This is a genomic window from Synechococcus sp. HK01-R, from assembly GCF_014217855.1.
Lineage (GTDB): Bacteria > Cyanobacteriota > Cyanobacteriia > PCC-6307 > Cyanobiaceae > Synechococcus_C.
This window is the reverse complement of record NZ_CP059059.1, coordinates 2,072,344-2,094,235: the sequence shown is the minus strand read 5'-3', so window position 1 is coordinate 2,094,235 and position 21,892 is coordinate 2,072,344. Positions and strand designations below refer to the sequence as shown.

The following is a 21,892-nucleotide window of genomic DNA, read 5'->3' as shown; positions in this document are numbered from 1 at the left end:
CTTGGCCGCTGATGCCGGCAAGGCCGGACCGACAGCAACGCCGTGGCAGGGACGCTTCTTTTCAACGCACTCCGTGAAGCCATCGACGAGGAGATGGCTCGAGATCCCCATGTCTGCGTGATGGGAGAGGACGTCGGTCAGTACGGCGGTTCCTACAAGGTCACCAAGGATCTCTACGAGAAGTACGGCGAGCTGAGGGTGCTCGACACCCCGATTGCTGAAAACAGCTTCACCGGCATGGCCGTCGGAGCAGCGATGACGGGCCTTCGCCCCATCGTGGAAGGCATGAATATGGGCTTTCTGTTGCTCGCCTTCAATCAGATCTCAAACAACATGGGCATGCTCCGCTACACCAGCGGCGGCAACTTCACGATTCCTACGGTCGTGCGTGGCCCCGGTGGTGTAGGCCGCCAGCTCGGTGCCGAGCACAGCCAGCGACTTGAGGCCTACTTCCATGCCGTGCCCGGCATCAAGATCGTGGCCTGCAGTACGCCCACCAATGCCAAGGGGTTGATGAAGGCGGCGATCCGCGATAACAACCCTGTGCTCTTCTTCGAGCATGTGCTCCTCTACAACCTGAGTGAAGAGTTGCCAGAGGGTGAGTACACCTGTGCACTCGATCAGGCCGACCTGGTGCAAGAGGGGACTGACGTCACGATCCTCACTTACTCACGCATGCGTCACCACTGCCTCAAGGCTGTGGAACAGCTGGAAGCCGATGGCATCAGCGTGGAGTTGATCGATTTGATCAGCCTCAAACCCTTTGATATGGAAACGATCGCCCGCTCGATCCGTAAAACCCATCGGGTGATCGTGGTGGAGGAGTGCATGAAGACCGGCGGCATCGGTGCCGAACTGATCGCCCTGATCACCGAGCAGTGCTTCGATGATCTCGATGCTCGCCCTGTGCGTCTCTCCAGCCAGGACATCCCTACCCCCTACAACGGAAATCTCGAGAACCTCACGATCATTCAGCCCCATCAGATCGTTGAGGCGGCTCAGCAGATCGTTCGCGTGGGGATCTGATCAATGGCGCGTCAGCAGGGCTGGTTTGCCCTCATCCTCGCCCTAGCGATTGCGGCGGCATCGGTGCTTGCCAGCTTCCCTTTGCAGCTTGGTCTTGATTTACGCGGCGGCAGTCAGCTCACCCTCGAGGTGCAGCCCGGCGGTGAGATCAAAACCGTCAAGCCCGAGCAACTGGAGGCGGTGAAGGCGGTCCTCGACCGCCGGGTCAATGGATTGGGAGTCTCCGAGTCGACTCTTCAGACCATTGGTGACGATCAACTGGTTCTGCAGCTGCCTGGGGAGAAGACCGACCCCTCCCGGGCCGCCAAGGTGCTCGGCAGCACGGCCCTACTTGAATTCCGTGCCCAGAAGCCCGGCACAGAAGAGGACATGCGGGGTCTGCGCGAGCTTCGCGCTCAGACCAAGGCCATCCTTGCGGCGCGTCAGGCTCGAGCCGAATCGGCACAACCCCCCCAGCAAAACGAGGATCTCGATCTCGAACAGCTCGCGAAGGCCCAGAAGGCTCTTGGTCTCAGTGGCAGTGCCGGAAGTGAGCAGCAGCAACTCGAGCAGCTGCTGGAGAAGGTCAACCAGGAGATCGTGGCCCGTTTTGAGCCTGCAGCACTCACCGGCAAGGATCTTGTGACGGCAGGTCGTCAGCAGCAGCCCAATACCCCCGGCTGGGAAGTGACCCTTTCCTTTAATCGTGAGGGGGGAGATGCCTTTGCTGAACTCACCCGCTCCATCGCCGGGACAGGGCGTTTGCTTGGCATTGTCCTCGATGGTCAGCCGATCAGTGAGGCGAGCGTCGGTGAACAGTTCAAAGCGGCTGGCATCACCGGGGGGGCAGCCTCGATCACGGGCAATTTCAGCGCCGAAGAGGCGAGGGATCTTGAGGTGCAGCTGCGGGGGGGATCGCTGCCTCTTCCCGTGAAGATCCTTGAGGTGCGCACGATCGGTCCCAGCCTTGGGGCCGAGAACGTCAGGCGCAGCTTGATTGCTGCCCTTTCTGGGCTGGCGCTCGTGGCCGTCTTCATGGTGGTGGTTTACCGGTTGGCGGGCTTCGTTGCCGTGCTCGCTCTCAGCCTTTATGCGTTGTTCAACCTCGCGATCTACGCCCTTCTACCCGTCACATTGACCCTGCCAGGCATTGCTGGATTCATCCTCAGCGTTGGCATGGCGGTCGATGCCAATGTGCTGATTTTTGAGCGCATCAAGGATGAGTTGCGGCGGGGCAACACCCTGATCCGTTCCATCGAGACGGGCTTTTCCGAAGCCTTCTCCTCCATCGTCGATGGTCACCTCACCACCTTGATCAGTTGTGCGGCTCTGTTCTTCCTCGGCACCGGTCTCGTGAAAGGCTTTGCCGCCACCCTGGGAATCGGCGTCTTGCTCAGCCTGTTTACCGCCCTCACCTGCACCCGTACGCTCTTGCGCTTCCTGATGAGTTATCAGGGCCTGAGGCGTATCAGCAATTTCATTCCAGAGCGACAGCTCCCCACGTCTCCTGTCTGAGCCATGGTCGTCTTCAACGTCAGTCGTCTTCGTCGTCGTGTCTGGTGGGTGTCGTTTCTGATGATTGCGGTCAGCGTCATCGGCATCCTCCTCAGCTGGACCAACCCTCAGATTCATGCTCCCCTTCGCCCCGGCCTTGATTTCACCGGCGGTACTCAGATCCAGTTGGAGCGCCGTTGTGGGACCAGCTGTGGCGCACTGAAGGTCTCTGAGCTTCAGAACGTCCTTGCGGCGGCTCCATTGCCAGACGATGCCGATGCGCCAGCACCAAATCTTGCGTCCGCACGCGTTCAGCTTCTCGATCGCGGCAAGTCTCTGGTGCTGCGCATGCCCACCCTCAGTGCGGCCCAGGGCCAGGCCGTGATCGCTGCGCTCACGCCTGTGGCCGGACCGTTTCTGCCCGGTGGACAGGCGGTTGACACGATCGGTCCCACCCTCGGTAGTCAGTTGTTGCGCAGCAGTCTCATCTCCCTGCTGGTCGCCTTCGCGGGAATCGCGCTCTACATCAGCATTCGCTACGACAGGCGCTACGCCGTGCTCGCGCTTCTGGCCCTTGCCCATGATGTGGTGATCGTCTGTGGCCTGTTCGCCTGGCTGGGCCTGCTGATCGCCCTGGAGGTCGACAGTCTTTTTGCAGTGGCTCTGCTCACAATTGCCGGTTATTCGGTCAACGACACCGTGGTCGTGTTTGACCGCATTCGTGAACGGCAGCGCCTGGAAGGCGATCGTCCGATTGGTGAGCAAGTCGACAATGCGGTCACTGCGACCCTCACGCGCACGCTTTACACCAGTGGCACCACCTTGATGCCCCTGTTCGCCCTGATCCTCTTCGGGGGAAGCACCCTGGTGTGGTTTGCAGTGGCTCTTGCAGCCGGCGTCATCGTCGGTAGCTGGTCGAGCATCGCCCTGGCTCCGTCGCTTCTCACGCTCTGGTCCAGACGCGCCGTCGCCCCCAGTCGCGCGAGTTGATCCGTGGGTTCTCCCCGTCGCAGCAGCGATCGATGGTTTCCAGCGTTGCTCCTGATTTTGGCGCTGCTGGATCTACGCACTGAACTGCTTCTGCTCCGTGACCACGTCACAGTCACAGCCGTGTCTTACGCGATCCGGCATCATGCCCTCGCGATTGCTGTGCTCTGTGCCATTCCTTCGCTCTGGCGTCGGTACGGGCCTCGCTCAGGAGATTGAGTCGTGGCTGGAGGTTGCGCTGGAGGTTGTGCCATGGCGCTGAAGCGTTACTGGGCTGTGTTGCTTCTCGTGGGCCTCGTCGGCGTGGTGCTCATCGCCAGAACCCAGTCCCAGTTCCAGCCCCATCGCCCCAGAGCTCAACCGGCGAAAGTGCGACCGTCCAGCCTGAATCCGGTGCGCACCAGCCCTCGCAATACCATCCGTCAGGTGAAGACGGGACCGTCGCGCCCCTAAGACAAGGGGGTGGATCAGCTCCAGCGATCCATGATCTGACGCACCACGACCAGTTCCATTCCCACCTGCAGAACCACCACGAGAGGGAGGGCCAGCAGAACTCCAGGCAGGCCGAGCAGGGCGCCCAGGCTTAACTGAGCCATCAGTGCCACGGTCGGCAGCAGGTTCACCGTACGCCGTAACAGAAGCGGCGTGAGCAGGAAAGCCTCCAGGTTTTGCAGCACCAGCCGCAGGATCAGCACCTGAAGGGTCAGTGTCGGCGAGATCAGCAGTGCCAGGCCAAGCGGCAGCAGGGTGGCCGCTGTTGGACCGATGGTTGGCACGAAGGTCAGCAGGCCGCAGATCAGCGCGCTGAGCAGAGCAAGCGGCGCTTTTAACAGCACCAGACCCAGCCAAGTGAGAAGAAACACGGCCGTTGCAGACAGGGTCATGCCCGCAAGCCAGCCGCCCAGGGCCGCTCGACATTGATCGAGAACCCGTTTCATCATCGGTCGAGCTGGCCTGGGGGTTGCAGCGATCACCATGCGGCGATGGGAGCCAGGGTCGAGGGCCATGAGCACCGCCAAGAGGCTCATCAGCAGGAGCTGGATCAGCCCGTTCGCTGCACCGCCAGCGACCCCAAGCAGCTGGAAGCCAACGGGTTGGATTCGCTCCCAGCTGAACTGCTCCGGAATCGATTGCTCCAGCTCGGACAGCCTCGGCTGGCTCGCGATGATGGAGCGAAGTTTTTCAACCAAACTCGGGAGCAGGGAGGTCAGCTGTTGGAGCTGGGTGAGCAGTTCCGGTACGAGCAGCTGAATCACCAGTGCACCGCCCAGAATCAGCAGGGCCAGCACCACGAGCAGCGACAGGTGCCTCGGTAGCCCTAATTGCATGAGTTTGCGGATCGGCACGTCTAAGGCCACGGCCAGCACCACGGCGCCGAACAGCACCAGCAACACCCAGCGCAGCTCCCACACCAACAGGCAGAGCACCACAAGGGTGAGGGCGGCCAGCAGGTTCCGGGCACTCATGGTGTGCTTTGCCTGGAGAGACGGAGGCGTCCTTCCGACTTCCAGCGATCGAACAGGTCGTGAATCACGATTTCACGGATCAGCACCTGAAGCACCACAGCGAGTGGAAGGGCCAGCAGCAGCCCAAGGGGACCGAACACCACCGTGAAGACAAACTGTGCCGTCAGGGTCAGTCCCGGCAGCAGTTTGACCTGATGGTGCATCACCGATGGTGTGATCACATAGCTTTCCAGGTTCTGCACGATCACGTAGAGCCCAAGCACCGCCAGCGCTTTCCAGGGGGAATCCAGCAGAGCGACTGCCATCGGAAAAATCGTGCTCATCGTTGGGCCAACGTTGGGAATCACGTTGAGCAGACCGGCCAGCAGAGCATTGGCCATCACCAGCTTCACGCCGAGGAGCGAGAGACCGATGCCAGCCAGCAACGCAACACAGAGGGAGCTGATCAGCACCCCCACCATCCAGCTGCTCAGCGCGTTTCCGCACTGATCAAGGATTCCCTGGGCACGGCGTCGATAAAACGACGGCACCAGAAGAATCGCCACGTTGCGGTAGGCGTTGGGCTGCACAGCAACCATCAGGCTGACGGCGAGTACAAACAAGAGCTGCACCAGTCCGCTGCCAAGGTTTCCGGCGAGACCGAGGAGGCTCTGGAGCCCCCCCCCGAGACCGCTCGCCAAGGTGGAGCTGTCTGGGAGTGATGTGACGCCGTTGGCAAACAGTCGATCACTCCAGCTGCCGCTGGCTCCGCTTCCGTAGACCCAGCCGGAGATGACATTGATGGCATTGATCGCCAGGGTCTTCAGCTCACCTGCAGCAGCCGGGAGTTGAAGCAGCAGCTGATGAAACTGGCTGGTGAATGGGGGGACGACGACGGCTGCTCCGAGGCCGATGACCACCAGCAGGCCAACCAGACAGATCAGCAGGGCGACAGGTCTGGGAATCGGCCAACGGGCCCGGAGTGTTCCCACCAGCGTGCAGAGCGCCATGGCCAGCACCACTGCTGCAAACAGGTGGATGAGAACGTCCTTGAGCGTCCAGAGCAGGACCACTGCAGCGCCAAGGGCGGCGAGCCCAATCCACTGGGGAAATTTCACCCGTCGCTGTCGTTGTCCTCGGCATTGTCGCCGGAATTCTGGGAATAGCCCAGGTCGTGGCTGTCGGCGTAGCGCTGGGCAAAGCGCATGAAGCGTTCGAAGTCCACCTCACTCTTCCAGGTGTAAGTGGCCTCCAGGGCACTGGCCTTGCCATTCACGAAACGGGCCTTCACCTCACGGGTGACCAGGGTGCCTTCCTCATCCACCAGGAACATGCCGGTGATGTCGCCCATGCTCTCGGGGGCCAGGGCATCGGGCTGCTCAAACACGAACAGGGCCTGGCCGGTGCGTCCATCGCGGCTGCGGGTGAGGCGGATATCCGGCACCACCGGCTCATCGACCCCACGGAAAAACTGAATCGCCGCTGTCGCCTGGCCACCGGTGCTTGCCGCCTCTGCCATGTCGTTTGTCCCCAGCTGACCAAAGGGTGACTTTAGAGCCAGCTCTTCCAGGTTGTGCTCAGCGTTGGCGAGGCTCGATCAGCTGTCGATGCAGCAGAGCATCGGCGGCTTGATCAGCACTCAGGCCGTCCAGATCAACGCTTTGCCGAGCTGGGGAACGGGCTAACTCGTGCTCATAGCAACGGTCGTAATAGTCGAGCATGGCCCTGCAGGCCCTCGCCCAGTCCTGCTCCTGGATGGCATCGATCGCCTCCCTGGTGCGCTGGGGCCCGAGTCTGCGGCTGATGCGTTCCGTTGCGGCAAGCAGGGGTTCGCGTCCCTGGGATCCGTAGACCGTGACCAGCTGCGCGACACGCTCTTCAAGATTGCGCCGGATCTCCAGGACCGGTGCGGATTGCATCTGGCGAAACAGTGCATTGGGAATGCGGCAACGGCCCACTTGCGCACTTTCGGCCTCGAGCCAGATCTGATCAGCTCCTTGATGGCGCGCAAGATCCAGGGCTTCGGCGAGTCGATTCTCGTAATGCTCCGTGCTGGGCTGCTCCGGAAGGCCCAGGCCACCGAAACTGCTGCCCCGGTGATGGGCGAGACCTTCCAGATCCACCACCGCCACCTCCCGCTGGGCGAGGGCGAGCAGCAAATCAGTCTTTCCTGTGCCCGTGCGTCCTCCCAGCAGGCGCAGCGGCCAGGGCTCCTCAAAACTGGCCAGCACCCAGCGTCGGTAGCTTTTGTAGCCACCGTCCAGACGAGTGGGATTCAGATCAACCAGTCGTGCCAACCAGGCCACACTGTTGGAGCGCAGTCCCCCCCGCCAGCAGTAGAGCCGCAGTTGACCATCGGCTCCTGCGGCGCAGCGCAGGGCATCGGCAAGATCCGCCAACTGAGGCCCTATCGCGGCCAGCCCGAGCTGGGTGGCCGCCAGTCGCCCTCCCTCTTTGTAGGTCAGTCCCACCTCAGCACGCTGGTCGTCGTTGAAAAGCGGAATGTTGACCGACCCCGGCCAATGGCCTTGCGCGAATTCCGAGGGGCTGCGCACGTCCACGATCGGCCCTGCTGCTGCACGGAAGTGCCTCAGGTCCACGCCTTCACCAGCCACGCCATCACCCACCACCATCACCAACGACTGCATCGATCAGGCCCATGCCTGACATAGTGGGCCAACGCCGAGCCTGTCAGAGCCGGCCCTGATCCATGCTTTCCGGTTCTCCTTCCACCACAAGCCTGCCCGTAGACCAACTGCTGGAGCGTTTCTCCACAGGGTCGACCCGTCAGCGGCGCGCTTTGATTCCAACGATTGAATCGAGGGCTGCTGAGTTGGCGGCTCTGGGTTCCGCGGCCCTCGCTCCGTTCGATCCCAAGGGGGATGCCTGGGAGGCTGGCTGGTTACTGCAGGTGTTCCAGCGTCATCAACCTCAGGCGCTCCCGGCACTCATCGGAAGCAGGGATGGTTGGTTTGAGGCGTCTTCAGCAGCGGGCATCGACTACGGCCCTCTGCAGCGGGATTTGCTCGCTGAACGGTTCGAAGAAGCGGATCGCTTCACCAGTGCGGCGCTTCGCAGCCTTGCCGGCCCCCAGGCTGAACGGCGTGGTTACGTTTATTTCAGTGAAGTCCCGGCGATGGAGGGGCTGGATCTCGCCACCCTTGACCGGCTTTGGATGGCCTATTCCCAGGGGCGTTTCGGCTTCAGTGTTCAGGCCAGGTTGCTCGCTGGTCTTGATGGTCGCTACGAACGGCTCTGGCCACGGATTGGCTGGAAGCATGAGGGAGTTTGGACCCGTTATCCGGGCGCCTTTCAGTGGGCCATGGATGCCCCAGAAGGTCACATGCCCCTGATTAATCAGCTCCGCGGCGTGCGTCTGATGGACGCCCTGCTTGACCACCCATCTCTGCAGGCCCGTCGCTCCACTGCAAGCCGGTAGTGGCAACCCTCCCGCATCCCGGTATGGTCGAAAAAGAGTGCAGCGTTTCCGATGGCATCCGGGCATAAGTCCGTCGATCCGCTGCAGTTGTTGTTGCAGTCCATCGGTGCCGCTCCTGTGTTCCGCTGGGCCGACTTCATCCTTCCCTCGACACTCCAGCTCAGCCCACTGCTGGAGATCTTGTTAGAGCCTGTCTCCTGTCCTGATACCTGCTGTCGCCTTCAACTGGGTCTTCAGGAGGCTCTCGTTAATGCTGTGCGCCACGGCAACGCAGGCGATCCATCCAAATGTTTGCGTGTTCGCCGCATCCTCACGCCCAACTGGTTGATCTGGCAGATCCAGGATGAAGGGATTGGGCTACCGCCTCAGGCTCGATCCGCTTCCCTTCCCGATCGTCTGGACGCCAATCAGGGGCGGGGCCTGTTTCTGATTCATCAGTGTTTCGATGACGTGCGCTGGAGCCGGCGCGGCAATCGCCTTCAGCTGGCCTGCAGGCGCTATCAAACGCCTGCTCCCGTGGTCAGCGGTGCTGGGGACAGCCTGGGTCCTTCAGTTCCCGCCTGAGCCAGAGCAGTCCCTGGTTGATGAGAGCCTCCACATCGGCCCTCTCCCCGCCCTGAAGAAGTTGCACCAGTGCTCCTGAGAGCAGTTCAGCAGCACGACGATCGGCGTTGCTTTTCAATCGGTGCCAGTCGCGATCATCCAGTCGCAATTGGCCGTGCAGTTCCTGGGCGAGAGGCGCTGCTTCATCAGGCCAGGGGGCTGGACTGCGGGTGGCCATGGCGGTGGGCAAAGCTGTTTCTATCCTGGCGCTAGCAGCGTGCGTGCGAAGGCATGACATCCGCCCGAGGCCTCTGCCCCCGTCGAAACCGTCACGCACTGAGGAACTGTCTTCGGACGCCCACCGGTGCCCTGAAGCGTCTGGCCTTCTGGTTGACGCTGGAACGTCAGCTGATGATGCGCCCTTCAAAACGTCTGGGACGTCATCACCGTTTGCGCTGGCGTCAGCGCTCTGCCCTGATGCGTCAGGTTCTTGAGGGTCAGCCGAGTCAAGAGGTCTTCAGGCCAGCACCGTCGGGATGGTGGTTCTGGAGAGCGATGCGCTGGGGTGGTCCAGGACTGCTGCTGGGATGGCTACTGGCTCGCCTTTAAGTCGCTCCTCTCAAGCTGCCAGGCAGTCAGGCTGCCAGGGGTTGGGGGTGGACCACCACCAGGGACCCGGGTCCCTCCTGACGCGCTTCTTCTAGAGCTGGGGCCTCGTCCGTGGCACTGCGCGTGAGGTCCTGACCGCGGATCCAAGCTTGATGCAGGGCACGCCTGCGCTTGTCCTCGGCAAGCACGAGCCTGTCGGCAGCTGCCTGGGGGCTTTCACCCGGAAACAGGGCTGTCCTGAGACAGATGCCAAAGCCATGGGCTTCCACCTGAACCTTCCCTTCCATCAGAACGAGCTGGAAGGTCCAGCCCTGAAGCCAGCGCAGACGGAAAGGATTGGACATGGACCCCACGAGGGATAGGGGCACCCTATGGGGCGCGACTCCGTGCGCAAGCGCACATGTCAGGGAATGCCTATGCCCCTTTACTGGCCGACCAGACCCTTGCCATGAAGTGAGACTCGCCGGTGATGCCACGGAAGCCGGCTTGGCTGAGACGCGCTTCGATGTCATCACGGATGTAATCGGCGTAATAAGGCTCGTGGAAAGCGCGGCGGAAGTTTTCCATCGCCACGCTGAACTGCGGTGAGTCGGCCAACTGAATCGAATCGGCCAGCACCAGAACACCACCGGGTTCCAGGACGCGATAGCACTCCTCCAACACGGCCTGTCTGGCTTGAGCTGGTAGCTCGTGGAGCAGAAACACGCAGGTGACGGCTTGCATGCTTCCATCCGCGAAGGGAAGGTGTTCGCCATTCCCCTTCAGGAGTTGCACCAGACCTTGGCGCCCCTGGTTGAGCCATCGGTTGGCCTGCCTCAGATACGCCTCAGAGAGGTCGATGCCAGTCAGCGTCGCTTCAGGCAGGGCTGCACGGATCTGATGCAGGGTTCTGCCCGTTCCCGTGGCCACATCGAGGACCCTGAGGCTGGCTGCAGGTCGGTCCTCAAAGCGACGCAGACCGCGGAGGAGAGGTGCCAGGACACGCCTGCGCATTGCATCTGCTGCGCCATTGAACAGGATGTCCACTTGGAGGTCATAGAGCTCCGCGGAGTGATCACTCAGGTAACCGTCGGTCTGATGGTGGAAGTTCTGTAGGTAGTAGTCGGGGTAGAGCGTTTCGCTTGCCTCATCCGGGAGGTCACGGACATTTCTCTTTTGGCGACGCATCCAGGTGGAGGGAAGGTCCAGCCAGAGACGGGGGTAGCGGGCCGCCCAGTCGATCCAGGGCTGATCGAACAGCTGACGTTTGGGATAAAGCCCGGATTCGGCCTCCTGCCAGTCAGTGTCCTCCAGGGAGGCGAGGGAGCGACGCAGCTCCATGAACATGGCCTCCGGCACGGTTTCCGTGCTTGGTACGGCGTCCGGCGCGACCCATTCCATCAGCCTGGTGCTGAATTGCTTGTGAGCCAGTCCGGCGATGCTGCGGCTCTGTTGAAGGGTGCGGTAGGCGATCTCGGTGATGCTGGGCGTCGCCATCGAGGGTGCCTGCGGACCAAAGGTTGTCTATTCCAGCTCACCGACCGCCCTCTCTGTGGCTTTCGTGCCTGGCTGATCCATTGGCTGGAAAGATTCGTGTAGTAACGCGAGATTCTGTAGCGGTTGCTACAGACTGACTTCAGTGAAAGAGGAGATGCGCCATGTCTGATGTTCATCCAGTCAACGTTCTCGATCGGCGCCGTCGTGCGGCCGTCGAATTTGTCTCCTGGTCAGATCACCATGCCCATGAGCGTCGTCGGCGTGAGGCAGGGCTCGCCCAGATCGAGACCCATCCCGATGCCCTTGATCAGCGCAATGCGATCGCGCAGCAGAGGGCATGGTCTCGACGCCAGGATCATTGTCGGCATCTCCATGACAGCGCTTTGGCCCAGTTGAGACATCGTTGAACCAAAAAATGGGGGGCTTTGCCCCCCATTCGTCCTGTTGCCTTTGACCAACTCCCTTTGATCAGGCGTCGTAGTACATCACAAACTCATGGGGATGAGGGCGCTGGCGCAATTGCTGCACCTCCTCATATTTGAGATCGATCCAGTTGTTGATGAAGTCTTCGCTGAAGACACCTCCTTCCATGAGGTAGTGCTTATCAGCGTTGAGGGCTTCAAGGGCGCCGTTGAGGGATGCCGGCACCGTGGCGATATTGGCGAGCTGATCGGCCGGAAGTTCGAACAGGTCAACGTCCACCCCTTCGCCAGGGTCGATCTGGTTTTTGATGCCGTCAATGCCAGCCATCATCATCGCGCTGAAGGCGAGATAGGGATTGGCAAGGGCATCACCGGAGCGGAATTCCAGGCGCTTGGCCTTGGGGCTTGGGCCGGTGAGCGGGATGCGCACCGCCGCTGAGCGGTTGCCTTCCGAATACACCAGATTGACGGGCGCTTCAAATCCGGGAACCAGGCGCTTGTAGCTGTTGGTGGTCGGGTTGGTGAAGGCCAGGAAGGAGGGGGCGTGCTTGAGGATGCCGCCGATGTACCAGCGGGCGGTCTGGGAGAGGTTGGCGTAGGTGCCTTCTCCGAAGAAAAGGGGCTGACCACCCTTCCAGAGGCTCTGGTGGACGTGCATGCCGCTGCCGTTGTCGTTAAACACTGGCTTGGGCATGAACGTGGCTGTCTTGCCGTATTTCTTGGCGACATTTCTCACGACGTACTTGTACGTCATGACGTTGTCGGCGGCCTGGATGAGTTCGGCGAATTTGATGCCGAGCTCGTGCTGACCGGCGCCGGCTACTTCGTGGTGGTGCTTTTCGATCGGAACACCCAGCTGCCCCATCAGCAGCAGCATCTCGGAACGAATGTCCTGGGCGGTGTCGTTGGGGGCAACAGGGAAATAGCCCTCTTTGGTTTGGATTTTGTAAGCCAGATTTCCGCCTTCCTCCAGGCGGCCTGTGTTCCAACCGGCCTCGATGGTGTCGACGCTGTAGAAGCAGCCACCCTCGCTGGAGTTGTAGCGAACGTCGTCGAACAGGAAGAACTCAGGCTCCGGTCCGAAGAAAGCCGTGTCAGCAAGACCAGTGCCAGCCAGATAGGCAAGTGCTTTCTGAGCGAGTGCGCGCGGGCAGCGGTCATAGGCCTGCCCCGTGCGCGGATCCTGAATCGAGCAGATCAGGCTCAGGGTTTTGTGGCGATAAAAGGGATCGATCCAGGCGGTGGCGGGATCGGGAACCATCGCCATATCGGAGGCATTGATCGCCTTCCAGCCGCGAATTGAGGATCCGTCAAAGGCCAGTCCTTCGCTGAAGGCTGCCTCGTCCACCATGTCGGCGCAGACGGTCAGGTGTTGCCACTTCCCGTGAAGATCAGTGAATTTGAGGTCGATCAGCTCAATCCCTTCGTCCTTGATCTGACGGAGAACGTCCTGTGCGGTCTTGCCCATGGGTGCAATAGATGGCAGGGGGCCAATAGTCAGGGCGGACCGTAGTCAGCCCTTGGGACTCGTTTTGTATCAATGGGTACATTTTCTGCTTCGCGCCGATGCCGCCTCGATCGTCTTGGACCCTCTTGATCCATTGGGACGGCTTCCTTTTTTGCCCCCTCTGCGCTTTCTGAATGCTCACCGCATCGCGGCATCAACCCGTTGATGAAGGTCGTGGAGGCTGTTCCACTCCTGCCCGTTAGTAACCGTTTCTGTCAACTTGCCCATAACGCAGCTGCAGAGAGCGTTCTGCTGGGAAAGCTGGTGTTACTTTCCAGTTTGACACTGTTCAAGCCTGAGCCATGCGTGATGCCATCACCGGGTTGATCGGTCGATACGACCAGCTCGGTCGTTATCTCGATCGCTCCGCCATGGACAGCATCGATGGCTATCTCTCTGAAGCAGCCCTCAGGCTCAAGGCTGTCGAACTGATCAACCGTCAGGCGGCTGAAATCGTCCGAGAGGCCAGTCAGCGTCTCTTCCTTGACGACCCTGAGCTGCTGCTTCCTGGGGGCAACGCTTACACCACCCGGCGTCTCGCAGCATGCCTGCGAGACATGGATTACTTCCTGCGCTACGCCAGCTACGCCCTGGTGGCCGGAGACAGCACCATCCTGAATGAACGGGTGCTCAACGGTCTTGACGACACGTACAAGAGTCTCGGAGTGCCGACGGGACCCACGGTTCGCAGCATTGTTCTCTTGGGCGATGTGCTTTGCGAGCGACTGGTGGCTGAGGGGGTGGAGTTTGATCGCTGCCCAGTGGTGCGTCAGCCCTTCGAGCACATGGCCTCCGGTCTGGCGGCCACCGACGTCCGCCAGCGTTAGGCCGTTGCATTCCCTCATCTCCTCCCCTGATGGAGGGATGACTGCGTAGGCTTTTCGCCAACGATTTTCCCGTCAGTCCTTGGCGATAGCGCCCTCCCATCTCCAGATTGATTCGAGCCATCGCCGAGATCTGGCTCCGATCGCAACGCCAGATCGGCTCTTGCTTGGTCCTGGCCCTTCCAATGCCCATCCGACCGTGCTGGAGGCCCTGTCCCGCACACCGATCGGTCATCTCGATCCGCTTTATGTGGAGCTGATGGGTGAAGTACAGGAATTGCTTCGCTACGCCTGGCAAACCGACAACCGACTCACCCTTCCGATGAGTGGCACTGGTAGTGCCGCCATGGAAGCCACCCTGGCCAACACCGTTGAGCCTGGTGATCGGGTGCTGGTGGCCGTCAAGGGTTATTTCGGCCTTCGTCTTGTTGACATGGCCGGCCGCTATCAGGCCGATGTCCGGGTGATCGAGAAGCCTTGGGGGGAAGCGTTCTCTCTCGATGAGCTCGAAGCCGCTCTGATCGAGCATCGCCCGGCGATTCTGGCGATGGTTCATGCAGAAACGTCCACAGGGATCTGCCAACCCATGGAGGGTGTCGGGGATCTTTGTCGGAAGCACAATTGCCTCCTGCTCCTCGACACGGTCACCTCCTTGGGTGGAGTTCCGTTGCATCTCGATGCCTGGAAAGTCGACCTCGCGTACAGCTGCAGTCAGAAAGGTCTGAGTTGTCCTCCCGGACTTGGTCCTTTCACGATGGGACCGAGGGCCGAACAGAAGCTTTCGGCCCGCACCACCAAGGTGCCCAATTGGTACCTCGACGTGTCCCTGCTGAATCAGTACTGGGGAAGCGACAGGGTGTATCACCACACGGCGCCCGTGAACATGAACTTTGGGATGCGCGAGGCACTTCGGCTTCTTGCCGAAGAGGGGCTTGAGCAGGCCTGGGCCCGCCATCGCCGCAATGCCGAGGCCCTCTGGTCCGGTCTTGAAGGTCTCGGCTTGGTCATGCATGCACCCCTGGAGCTGCGCCTGCCCACCCTCACCACCGTGCGCATTCCAGAAGGTGTCGATGGCAAGGCTTTCAGTCAGCACCTCCTGAACAATCACGGCATCGAGGTGGGTGGCGGATTAGGCGTGCTGGCCGGCAAGATCTGGCGAATTGGCCTGATGGGATACAACTCCACTCCCGAAAACGTCGATCGACTGCTCAATCTGTTTGAAACGGAATTGCCCCGTTTCAAACAGACCGCCGCCGTCGCTGCCTGAACCAGCACTCCAGCATCTGGCTGGCTTCACGCTCGAGAACGCCCCCGATCACTCGCATGTGGTGGTGGGCGCTCTCATGGCTGCTGAGATCGATTGTGCCCCCCATAGCCCCACGCTTCGGATCCCTGGCGGCGAAGATCACTTGCCCCATGCGGGCCTGAACCAGGGCTCCAGCACACATTGGGCACGGCTCAAGCGTCACAAGCAGGGTGCAGCTGTTGCAACGCCAGTCCCCCCTGATGCTGGTGGCCTGTTGCAGGGCCACCAGCTCGGCATGGCCCAGGGGGTCCTGATCACGTTCGCGCCGGTTGACGCCATAGCCAATGCAGCGGCCGTGGCGATCCAGAACGAGTGCTGCCACAGGCACTTCACCGCTGTCGCCGACCCGGTTGGCTCGCCGCAGCAGGCGTCCCATCCACAGTCGGCACTGATGCTCAGTCAATGTCAGTGGTGCGCTCACGGCTGCCTCCCCAACGCGCCATCAAGGCCACGTCCACCTTCAATGTGCCACCGCAAGGGAGAATGACACCTGATCTGGCGATGCCCTTGGTTGGCAACCCTGCGATTCATTCGTCGCTGCCGCTTGCCCCATTCGCCTCACCGGATGGGCTCGATCCGCAGCTGCAGGACTTTCTTGATCTGACCTCCGCCAAGCTCTGTCGCTGGCTGGGGGAGGCTCAGGCACGAGGCCCATTGCCCACGCTTGCGGTACTTCCTTCCATTGAGCCTGAGGGGGGCCCCCGGTCGTTCACGCAATTGCTGGATGACCTGCAGCTGGTGATGGACGGCGCCTATCGCCCTTCCCATCCCGGTGCTCTCGCCCACCTGGACCCACCTCCGCTCACTGCCTCGATCGCCGCGGATCTTGTCTGTGCCGGCCTCAACAACAATCTCCTGGCCGAAGAGCTAGCCCCCAGCCTCAGCAATCTCGAGCGTCAGCTTTGTACCTGGGTTGCCCATCGTCTCGGCATGCCCGAGTCGGCCGGTGGCGTTCCTGCTAGCGGCGGCAGCCTCAGCAACCTGATGGCGCTTGTGGTGGCTCGTCAGCAGGCCGGTCTTGGCTCCGATGCCGATGCGGTCGTGCTTGCCAGTGCGGATGCCCACGTGTCTTTGGCCAAGGCCGTGCGGGTGATGGGTCTCCGAGCCGATGCGCTTCAAACCGTTCCTGTTGATGGCAGCGGTGCCTTGCAGGTGGAGGCCCTTGAGGCTCTGCTGTTGAAGCTTCGTCAGCAAGGACGTTCCTGCCTCGCGGTTGTCGCCACCGCTGGCACCACCGTGCGCGGTGCGGTGGATCCCCTGCAAGCCCTCGCGGATCTCTGCGCGCGACATCACCTTTGGCTTCACGTCGATGCAGCCATTGGTGGTGCCTATGGCCTTTCTCCGACCACTGCGGCTTTGCTCAGTGGAGTGGAGCGTGCGGATTCGATCACGATCAACCCTCAGAAACTGCTGGGCATCACCAAGACCTCCTCGTTGCTGTTGGTGGCTGATCGAGGGTTGCTCAGCCGCACCTTTGCCACCGGCCTCCCCTACATGGAATCTCCCTGGGGTGAAGCCCATGGCGGCGAACAGGGCTTGCAGGGATCTCGCCCAGCGGAAATCCTCAAGCTCTGGCTTGGGCTGCGCCAACTGGGCGATCAGGGCATTGAGCAGCTGTTGGAGGGAGCCCTGCAGCGCAAGCAATTCCTTCTCGATCACCTCGATGCAGAGCGGCTTCAGCTGCTGAGTGGGCCTCTCCATCTGTTGGCCTGCCGGCCAATGCACGCTGACCATGACGCGGTGGATGCCTGGTCGGCCTCCACCAGGGCCCTGTTGCTTGACCACCAGTTCATGCTCTCCAGACCCCTGTATGCGGGCTGTCATCACCTCAAGGCGGTGCTGGGTAATCCCCATACCCAGGCCCCCCACCTCGAGCAGCTGGCCGCCATGCTCAACGGGTCTGTGCAGGAGGTGCCTTGATGTCAACACCGGCTCCGGCTCGTGGTCGCTGGGTCGCCATCGTCACCGGTGCGCTCTCTGTGGCAATCGGGGTGATCTATCTGTTGTTGATCACCGTTCTCGATTCTCGCGGTCCCATGCGCCCTCCCCCGCCCGAGGCCCTGGTCTCGGCGGTAGTTGTTTCGCCTCCCGACGCTGCAGCGGCTCCACGACCCGCTGAAGCGCTTGGGCAAGAAAATGCTGCAGGGATGTCTCCCGGCGGTTGAGGTCGTAATGGTGTTGGACCACGTCCTGCACGCCACCATCGCCCCAGTCCTGATCCTGTTGGAAGTAGGTCATGAAGCTGGCCCCAGCGATGCGCGTCAGCCATGCGGCGGCAACGCCCTGGATGGCTCGACCCAGTAACAGGGTCGGCAGGTTGAGGCTCAGGGCCGTGCCAATCAAAGACATTCCTCCTTTAACAATCCCGAGGCCGGCGAGGGTCCGCCCCACGGATACCGCCAGTTCCTGGGCGCGGCTGCGAGTGAGCTGAACGCCGTAGACACCAGCGATTTCCATCACCATCTGGGCATTCACCGCCGCCGTGCCGAGCAGATCAATGCCTGGAAGAGGCGTGGCGGCCACGACGCCTCCACTGATCCAGCTGTAGCGATCCACGCAACGTCGTGCTTCCTGCATCCGCTGCTGATCGAGAAGGCGTCGTCCGGATTCCCCCAGATGCCTGCATTGCAGAAGGATGTTGTCGGCCAGCAGTTCTTCACCGTCCTGATGGAGCACGCTGGCCAACCGTCGCAGCAGGCGCTCCACCTCCGCCGGAGGTTGCCAAGGCTGCTGTCCCGGTCGGGGGACTGATTGCGGTGAAGCGCTCGCAGGCACAACGTCGTCGGCGCCAAGTAGATCACCGCAGCGCTGCCTGAGCAGCATCAGCAGGCGTCGCTCCTCCTCCTCGCCACGAAGATCGCATTTGTTGAGCACCAGCAGGAGGCGCTTCCCTAGCCCTGCCAGATGGCGGGTGACCTCCAGCTCAGCCGCCCTCAGATCCCCATCCACAACCACAAGCATCAGGTCGGCACGACTGGCCTGACGGCGTGCCTCGATCTCCCGCTCCCGTCCATCCCGCCCACTCTCGAGGATTCCTGGTGTGTCCACCAGTTGCAGGCCCCGCTTTAAACCCTTGAGGCGGAGTCGGTAGCGATGGGTTTCGCTCGTGCTCCCCATCGCTGCTCCCACCTCTCCGACCATCTCTTGCAGCAGCGCTCGGATCAGGGAGGTCTTTCCACTGGAGCCTGTGCCGAAGACCACCACGGTCAGGTCGCCGCGTTGGAGCTCCTGCTCGACCCGTTCACGTTCCTGGCGAAGTCCTTCCCGTGCCACGGCGTCTTCAAGCTTCTCGAGCAGTCGATCAATGCTTTCGAGGCTTTGTTCAGCTGCTTGCCGGCGGCTGTCGGGTGGTGCTGGGGTGGAGCCCGCATGTCCACGATTCTGCCCTGAACCAACTTGTCGTTGGCGCCAGGCGCGCCACCAGGGCCATCCCACCTGCAGGATCACCGCCACCACCAGCAGCGTGCCGATGAGCAGCACGGGTCCGATCAGCCAGGCTGGAAGCAGGTAGCTGAGATCCCAAAGCAGGCTCCGGATGGCCTGCAGAACCATCCCCACCACCACGAGCGCGATCAGGCCACCAACGGCCCACAGGATCCACGACTGTCGAAGCTTCAAGGCGTCTCCTTGCTGCCACGTCCCGCTGCACGCATGATGTCTCCCCAGAGGGAGGCTGCCAGGGCACTGGAGCTGGCCGTGGGGCTGTTGTCATCGTTTCCGAGCCAGATCCCCAGCACCCAGTGGCGGCTAGGTTCATAGCCGATGAACAGCAGGTCCCGGCCGTCATTCGTGGTGCCGGTCTTGCCCCCTTCCTGGCCTCCAAGGGAGGCCGCCGTTCCAGTGCCTGCCCGGACAACGCTCCGCAACATGGCCTGCATGCTTTTGGCCACGTCCTTGCGCAGGGCGCGCCGGGCGCTGGTCACCCGAGTGTTGTCGGTGCCGGTGAGGCTGCCGCAGCGCTTGACCTTTTCGGCCGCACAGCTTTCTGCATCCAGCAGTCTGCGGATCGTTGTCGGTGGGTTCCAGAGCCCATCGTTGGCCACGGCTGCATAGGCGGCTGTCAGATCGATCAGTCGCACTTCGCTCTGCCCGAGAGCCAGCCCGGGCACTGGGTCCAGTGGGGTGTTGATTCCGAGGGCTCTGGCCTGTCGCACCACCTGTTCAAGTCCCACGCGCCGAGCCAGCCTCAGGGCGGCTGTATTGCTGCTGGAGGCGAAGGCACTTGTGAGGCTGAGCTGACCACCACAGGTGCTCTCAAAGCGTTGGCCGCCCCAGTCCAGAGGGCCACAGTCAACAGCATCTCCAGCTTTGATTCCCCGTTGCAATGCCGCCAGGTAGGTCATCAGCTTGAAGGTGCTCCCCGGCTGACGCAGGGCCATGGTCGCCCTGTTGAACTGACTGAAGCGGTAGTCCTTGCCGCCCGTGATGGCAAGCACGCCCCCGTTGCGCTGATCGATCACCACGGCAGCCCCCTCTCGGACCCCGAGCCCCTGGGCTTCGTTGAGCAGCCGTTGCAGTTGTCGCTCCAAGACCGCCTGTAGCAGCGGGTCGAGGTGTGTTTCCACCAGGAAATTTCCTTCGGCTGCGACTTCAGGGCCAACGAGGGCGCTGAGATCTCGACGCACCTGATCGGTATAGAAGGGTGCTGAGCGGCGCGTGGATTGTTGGCTGCAGGCAGATTTCGACAGCTGAATCGGCCGGCGGCGTGCTTGGCGAGCCTGGTCGAGGGACAAGCGTCCAGCGTCGGCCATCTTGTTGAGCACGCGGTTTCTCGCTTCCAGCGCCCGCTGGGGGTACTGGCAGGGGTCATGCCCATTCGGTGAAGGAAGCAGCCCCACCAACAGTGCCGATTCCTCCAGGCTGAGTTGCGAGGCGGACTTCCCGAAATAGGTTCTGGCTGCGTCCTCGAAGCCCCAGCCCACCCCCAAGTAGACCCGGTTGAGGTAACTGAGCAGCAAATCCCCTTTGCTGAATCGGCTCTCCAGCTGCAGGGCCACCAACAGCTCCCTCCATTTGCGCCCCAGGGTGTCTCCCTGCCCCACCTGATCGGGGTAGAGGCTGCGGGCCAGCTGCTGGGTCAGGCTGCTGCCCCCTTCCATGAGGCGCCCCCCCGTCAGATTGGTGGCGAAGGCTCTGAGCGTGCCCACTGGGTCAACACCCGGGTGCCACCAGAAGCGGTTGTCCTCGCTGCTCAGCAGCGCATGAACCAGATCAGGGGAGAAGGATCCGATCGACTGCAACTCACGGTGTCGGCTGGAATCAACCGAATCCAGGGGTTTGTTGTTGCGGTCATAAATCGCGATTGGTCCCTGCACGCTCGCGAGTCGCCCCCGGACGGGAACCTGCAGGGCCGCGAGACTGAGAACCAGGCCACCACCCCCGAGGGCGAGAAGCAGCCCTCGGGCGATCCACTGTTCGAGGCGCCGGAGTCCTCGTTCAGCAGGGTTGTGGAAGTGAAGGGTGGGGGCACCGGCTTCCGTGGCGGGCGCGAGGCTGACACGATCCCCGTCCCGTAGTTCCAACTCGCGGATCCGTCGGCCTCTCCACCACAGTCCATTGGTGGAGTCCAGGTCGATCAGCATCCAATGGCGGCCTTGGCGGCGCAGAAGAGCATGCTGACGACTGACTGCCGGGTGCTCTACGGCGATCTCCAGTCCCTCATCACGGCCGAGCCGATAGGCCTCTCCATGGAGCACCAGCTGGCGATCCGGCTGGTTGGGCTGTCGCAAGGTCAGCATCGCCAACCTTGTGCGTTCAGGCTCGTCCCGAATCATGGCGTCGGCTGAGGGCGTCGATGGCGAAGCAGGCGACCGCAAGATTGATGGCGATATCGGCCCCATTGAAGATGGGAAACGAGATCGGCACCAGTTCCAGGAAGTCGGTGACATGACCAAGCCGCCAGCGATCGAGTCCGTTGCCCACGGTCCCGCCGAGCAACAGGGCTAGGGCTAAGCCTTGCCAAGCTCCCAGTCGTGGCGCTTTCCAAATCCAGATGAGCAAGACGATCGCCACCACCAGGCTGAGCAGCCCGAGCAGGACCGTCGCATCGGTCAACAGGCTGAACGCGGCGCCGCTGTTGCGAACCCAGCGCAGTTGCAGCAACCCTGGGATCCAGGGCGTGGCCACGCCAGGCAACAGCTGATCGCGGACCCAGGCTTTGCTGAATTGATCAGCGAGCACGACCAGCAATGCCAGGAGCAAATAGACCCGTCTCAAGCGTCGCTGGCCACCCGCGTGAATCATCGGAACTCCATTCATTCGATGACCAGAAGCTTGCGCATCAGTCGAGCGACCAGGGCCGCAGCGATGCAAAGCAGGATCTGCGCCCCAAGGGGGCCCAGGGAATAGCTGAACAGGAGCTGGGGAAGCGGCTCACTCCAACGCCCGACCAAGCTGCCAAGCAACAGATTGAGCAGTCCGCAGATCTGAATCGTGAGCAATCCGGCAATCGCTGCAAGGGTCAGGCGGCCCAGGTTGTTCATGCCTCGCTGTTGGGCGAGTCGACCACTGAGCCAGGCAGCGGGAACGAAGCCAGCCAGATACCCAAAACCTGGATTCAGCAGATAGGCCAACCCGCCACCGTCGTGAAACACCGGCATGTCGAACAATCCGATGGTCAGATAGGCGACGGCGGCCATGACTCCAGCCCTGGGTCCGCAGATCAGGGCAACAGCTAACAGGGCTGGCACCTGCCAGGTGCTGGGTAAAGACACCACAGGGGGGGGGACGAGCGGCAGCACAAGGGCCGCCGGCATCAAACTGCCGACGAGAATCAGCATCAGACCGGCAGTCGCGCCGCTCCAGGTGGCCAAAGCCCGCACGGGCAGAAGTCAGC

General features: G+C 61.9%; 25 protein-coding genes. 11 read left to right on the top strand and 14 right to left on the bottom strand.

Translation table 11 applies throughout. From position 1 onward, the window contains the following. Positions 1-42: 42 nt before the first annotated feature. The 5 genes from H0O21_RS11110 to H0O21_RS11090 are packed head-to-tail and all read left to right on the top strand — an operon-like array spanning position 43 to position 3,939. Positions 43-1,026: a pyruvate dehydrogenase complex E1 component subunit beta gene (locus H0O21_RS11110; RefSeq protein WP_131455438.1), complete on the top strand. Its 984-nt coding sequence runs from the start codon at positions 43-45 to the stop codon at positions 1,024-1,026. 3 nt (positions 1,027-1,029) lie between these two features. Continuing rightward, a complete protein-coding gene (gene secD, locus H0O21_RS11105; protein ID WP_185189702.1) occupies positions 1,030-2,520 on the top strand; it encodes a protein translocase subunit SecD in 1,491 nt (496 codons plus the stop codon). A 3-nt stretch (positions 2,521-2,523) separates the two neighbouring features. After that, positions 2,524-3,489 (top strand): protein translocase subunit SecF, encoded by a 966-nt coding sequence (gene secF, locus H0O21_RS11100; protein ID WP_185189701.1) that lies wholly within the window; start codon positions 2,524-2,526, stop codon positions 3,487-3,489. A gap of 3 nt (positions 3,490-3,492) precedes the next feature. Further along, positions 3,493-3,705 carry a hypothetical protein gene (locus H0O21_RS11095; protein ID WP_185189700.1) on the top strand — a complete coding sequence of 71 codons (213 nt, stop codon included), beginning with the start codon at positions 3,493-3,495 and terminating at the stop codon, positions 3,703-3,705. A gap of 33 nt (positions 3,706-3,738) precedes the next feature. After that, the gene (locus H0O21_RS11090; protein WP_185189699.1) at positions 3,739-3,939 is read left to right on the top strand and encodes a hypothetical protein; all 201 of its coding nucleotides are present in this window, start codon (positions 3,739-3,741) and stop codon (positions 3,937-3,939) included. Positions 3,940-3,953: 14 nt separating this feature from the next. Here the strand turns inward: H0O21_RS11090 and H0O21_RS11085 are convergent, their stop codons facing one another. The 4 genes from H0O21_RS11085 to mnmH are packed head-to-tail and all read right to left on the bottom strand — an operon-like array spanning position 3,954 to position 7,579. Next, on the bottom strand, positions 3,954-4,952 hold the full coding sequence (locus tag H0O21_RS11085; RefSeq protein WP_131455433.1) for an AI-2E family transporter: 999 nt from the start codon (positions 4,950-4,952) through the stop codon (positions 3,954-3,956). Next, on the bottom strand, positions 4,949-6,049 hold the full coding sequence (locus tag H0O21_RS11080; protein WP_131593405.1) for an AI-2E family transporter: 1,101 nt from the start codon (positions 6,047-6,049) through the stop codon (positions 4,949-4,951). The genes H0O21_RS11085 and H0O21_RS11080 overlap by 4 nt, the downstream gene beginning before the upstream one ends. Continuing rightward, complete coding sequence (psb28, locus tag H0O21_RS11075; RefSeq protein ID WP_131455431.1) at positions 6,046-6,450, bottom strand: photosystem II reaction center protein Psb28; 405 nt, start codon at positions 6,448-6,450, stop codon at positions 6,046-6,048. Before psb28 ends, H0O21_RS11080 begins: the two co-directional genes overlap by 4 nt. Before the next feature lie 58 nt (positions 6,451-6,508). Beyond that, positions 6,509-7,579: a tRNA 2-selenouridine(34) synthase MnmH gene (gene mnmH, locus H0O21_RS11070; protein WP_370523047.1), complete on the bottom strand. Its 1,071-nt coding sequence runs from the start codon at positions 7,577-7,579 to the stop codon at positions 6,509-6,511. Positions 7,580-7,641: 62 nt separating this feature from the next. On the opposite strand from mnmH, the gene H0O21_RS11065 reads away from it, so the two are divergent. After that, entirely contained in the window at positions 7,642-8,370 is a 729-nt protein-coding gene (locus H0O21_RS11065) for a GUN4 domain-containing protein (protein WP_131455430.1), read from the top strand. A gap of 51 nt (positions 8,371-8,421) precedes the next feature. After that, the gene (locus tag H0O21_RS11060; RefSeq protein WP_185189698.1) at positions 8,422-8,934 is read left to right on the top strand and encodes an ATP-binding protein; all 513 of its coding nucleotides are present in this window, start codon (positions 8,422-8,424) and stop codon (positions 8,932-8,934) included. On the opposite strand, the gene H0O21_RS11055 is transcribed toward H0O21_RS11060, so the two are convergent. Beyond that, positions 8,891-9,151: a DUF6439 family protein gene (locus tag H0O21_RS11055; RefSeq protein ID WP_185189697.1), complete on the bottom strand. Its 261-nt coding sequence runs from the start codon at positions 9,149-9,151 to the stop codon at positions 8,891-8,893. The genes H0O21_RS11060 and H0O21_RS11055 overlap by 44 nt on opposite strands. A 53-nt stretch (positions 9,152-9,204) precedes the next feature. Between H0O21_RS11055 and H0O21_RS11050 the strand changes: the two genes are divergently transcribed. Continuing rightward, complete coding sequence (locus tag H0O21_RS11050) at positions 9,205-9,522, top strand: hypothetical protein (protein ID WP_185189696.1); 318 nt, start codon at positions 9,205-9,207, stop codon at positions 9,520-9,522. A gap of 26 nt (positions 9,523-9,548) precedes the next feature. Here the strand turns inward: H0O21_RS11050 and H0O21_RS11045 are convergent, their stop codons facing one another. The 4 genes from H0O21_RS11045 to glnA form a co-directional block, all read right to left on the bottom strand. Beyond that, entirely contained in the window at positions 9,549-9,866 is a 318-nt protein-coding gene (locus H0O21_RS11045) for a copper-binding protein (RefSeq protein WP_131455426.1), read from the bottom strand. A 70-nt stretch (positions 9,867-9,936) separates the two neighbouring features. Further along, positions 9,937-10,998: a class I SAM-dependent methyltransferase gene (locus H0O21_RS11040; RefSeq protein ID WP_185189695.1), complete on the bottom strand. Its 1,062-nt coding sequence runs from the start codon at positions 10,996-10,998 to the stop codon at positions 9,937-9,939. Positions 10,999-11,228: 230 nt separating this feature from the next. After that, positions 11,229-11,366, bottom strand: coding sequence for a hypothetical protein (locus H0O21_RS11035; protein ID WP_185189694.1), 138 nt, complete (start codon positions 11,364-11,366; stop codon positions 11,229-11,231). A 100-nt stretch (positions 11,367-11,466) separates the two neighbouring features. Then, entirely contained in the window at positions 11,467-12,888 is a 1,422-nt protein-coding gene (glnA, locus tag H0O21_RS11030) for a type I glutamate--ammonia ligase (RefSeq protein WP_131455423.1), read from the bottom strand. Positions 12,889-13,229: 341 nt separating this feature from the next. Between glnA and H0O21_RS11025 the strand changes: the two genes are divergently transcribed. Both H0O21_RS11025 and H0O21_RS11020 read left to right on the top strand, forming a co-directional pair. Further along, the gene (locus H0O21_RS11025) at positions 13,230-13,754 is read left to right on the top strand and encodes an allophycocyanin subunit beta (RefSeq protein ID WP_185189693.1); all 525 of its coding nucleotides are present in this window, start codon (positions 13,230-13,232) and stop codon (positions 13,752-13,754) included. Between the two features lie 130 nt (positions 13,755-13,884). Continuing rightward, a complete protein-coding gene (locus H0O21_RS11020; RefSeq protein ID WP_255441202.1) occupies positions 13,885-15,018 on the top strand; it encodes an alanine--glyoxylate aminotransferase family protein in 1,134 nt (377 codons plus the stop codon). On the opposite strand, the gene H0O21_RS11015 is transcribed toward H0O21_RS11020, so the two are convergent. Then, complete coding sequence (locus tag H0O21_RS11015) at positions 14,990-15,433, bottom strand: nucleoside deaminase (RefSeq protein ID WP_131593421.1); 444 nt, start codon at positions 15,431-15,433, stop codon at positions 14,990-14,992. The genes H0O21_RS11020 and H0O21_RS11015 overlap by 29 nt on opposite strands. 107 nt (positions 15,434-15,540) lie before the next feature. On the opposite strand from H0O21_RS11015, the gene H0O21_RS11010 reads away from it, so the two are divergent. Beyond that, positions 15,541-16,977: an aminotransferase class V-fold PLP-dependent enzyme gene (locus H0O21_RS11010; protein ID WP_185191009.1), complete on the top strand. Its 1,437-nt coding sequence runs from the start codon at positions 15,541-15,543 to the stop codon at positions 16,975-16,977. 90 nt (positions 16,978-17,067) lie between these two features. On the opposite strand, the gene H0O21_RS11005 is transcribed toward H0O21_RS11010, so the two are convergent. The 4 genes from H0O21_RS11005 to H0O21_RS10990 all read right to left on the bottom strand — a co-directional run bounded on the left by H0O21_RS11005 (position 17,068) and on the right by H0O21_RS10990 (position 21,878). Further along, positions 17,068-18,609, bottom strand: a complete 1,542-nt coding sequence (locus H0O21_RS11005) for a YcjF family protein (RefSeq protein WP_185191008.1) — start codon at positions 18,607-18,609, stop codon at positions 17,068-17,070. A gap of 62 nt (positions 18,610-18,671) precedes the next feature. Beyond that, a complete protein-coding gene (locus H0O21_RS11000) occupies positions 18,672-20,795 on the bottom strand; it encodes a transglycosylase domain-containing protein (RefSeq protein ID WP_255441010.1) in 2,124 nt (707 codons plus the stop codon). Between the two features lie 16 nt (positions 20,796-20,811). Then, positions 20,812-21,315 (bottom strand): signal peptidase II, encoded by a 504-nt coding sequence (gene lspA / locus H0O21_RS10995; protein WP_255441009.1) that lies wholly within the window; start codon positions 21,313-21,315, stop codon positions 20,812-20,814. Beyond that, positions 21,312-21,878 carry a biotin transporter BioY gene (locus H0O21_RS10990; RefSeq protein WP_185189690.1) on the bottom strand — a complete coding sequence of 189 codons (567 nt, stop codon included), beginning with the start codon at positions 21,876-21,878 and terminating at the stop codon, positions 21,312-21,314. Before H0O21_RS10990 ends, lspA begins: the two co-directional genes overlap by 4 nt. Positions 21,879-21,892: the final 14 nt, after the last annotated feature.

Coding starts and splice junctions, on each gene's coding strand:
- secD (WP_185189702.1), top strand. CDS start 1,030: ATGGCGCGTCAGCAGGGCTGGTTTGCCCTCATCCTCGCCCTAGCGATT.
- secF (WP_185189701.1), top strand. CDS start 2,524: ATGGTCGTCTTCAACGTCAGTCGTCTTCGTCGTCGTGTCTGGTGGGTG.
- H0O21_RS11090 (WP_185189699.1), top strand. CDS start 3,739: ATGGCGCTGAAGCGTTACTGGGCTGTGTTGCTTCTCGTGGGCCTCGTC.
- H0O21_RS11085 (WP_131455433.1), bottom strand. CDS start 4,952: ATGAGTGCCCGGAACCTGCTGGCCGCCCTCACCCTTGTGGTGCTCTGC.
- psb28 (WP_131455431.1), bottom strand. CDS start 6,450: ATGGCAGAGGCGGCAAGCACCGGTGGCCAGGCGACAGCGGCGATTCAG.
- mnmH (WP_370523047.1), bottom strand. CDS start 7,579: ATGCAGTCGTTGGTGATGGTGGTGGGTGATGGCGTGGCTGGTGAAGGC.
- H0O21_RS11065 (WP_131455430.1), top strand. CDS start 7,642: ATGCTTTCCGGTTCTCCTTCCACCACAAGCCTGCCCGTAGACCAACTG.
- H0O21_RS11060 (WP_185189698.1), top strand. CDS start 8,422: ATGGCATCCGGGCATAAGTCCGTCGATCCGCTGCAGTTGTTGTTGCAG.
- H0O21_RS11055 (WP_185189697.1), bottom strand. CDS start 9,151: ATGGCCACCCGCAGTCCAGCCCCCTGGCCTGATGAAGCAGCGCCTCTC.
- H0O21_RS11050 (WP_185189696.1), top strand. CDS start 9,205: ATGACATCCGCCCGAGGCCTCTGCCCCCGTCGAAACCGTCACGCACTG.
- H0O21_RS11045 (WP_131455426.1), bottom strand. CDS start 9,866: ATGTCCAATCCTTTCCGTCTGCGCTGGCTTCAGGGCTGGACCTTCCAG.
- H0O21_RS11040 (WP_185189695.1), bottom strand. CDS start 10,998: ATGGCGACGCCCAGCATCACCGAGATCGCCTACCGCACCCTTCAACAG.
- H0O21_RS11035 (WP_185189694.1), bottom strand. CDS start 11,366: ATGCCGACAATGATCCTGGCGTCGAGACCATGCCCTCTGCTGCGCGAT.
- glnA (WP_131455423.1), bottom strand. CDS start 12,888: ATGGGCAAGACCGCACAGGACGTTCTCCGTCAGATCAAGGACGAAGGG.
- H0O21_RS11025 (WP_185189693.1), top strand. CDS start 13,230: ATGCGTGATGCCATCACCGGGTTGATCGGTCGATACGACCAGCTCGGT.
- H0O21_RS11015 (WP_131593421.1), bottom strand. CDS start 15,433: ATGGGACGCCTGCTGCGGCGAGCCAACCGGGTCGGCGACAGCGGTGAA.
- H0O21_RS11010 (WP_185191009.1), top strand. CDS start 15,541: ATGACACCTGATCTGGCGATGCCCTTGGTTGGCAACCCTGCGATTCAT.
- H0O21_RS11005 (WP_185191008.1), bottom strand. CDS start 18,609: ATGGTTCTGCAGGCCATCCGGAGCCTGCTTTGGGATCTCAGCTACCTG.
- H0O21_RS11000 (WP_255441010.1), bottom strand. CDS start 20,795: ATGCTGACCTTGCGACAGCCCAACCAGCCGGATCGCCAGCTGGTGCTC.
- lspA (WP_255441009.1), bottom strand. CDS start 21,315: ATGAATGGAGTTCCGATGATTCACGCGGGTGGCCAGCGACGCTTGAGA.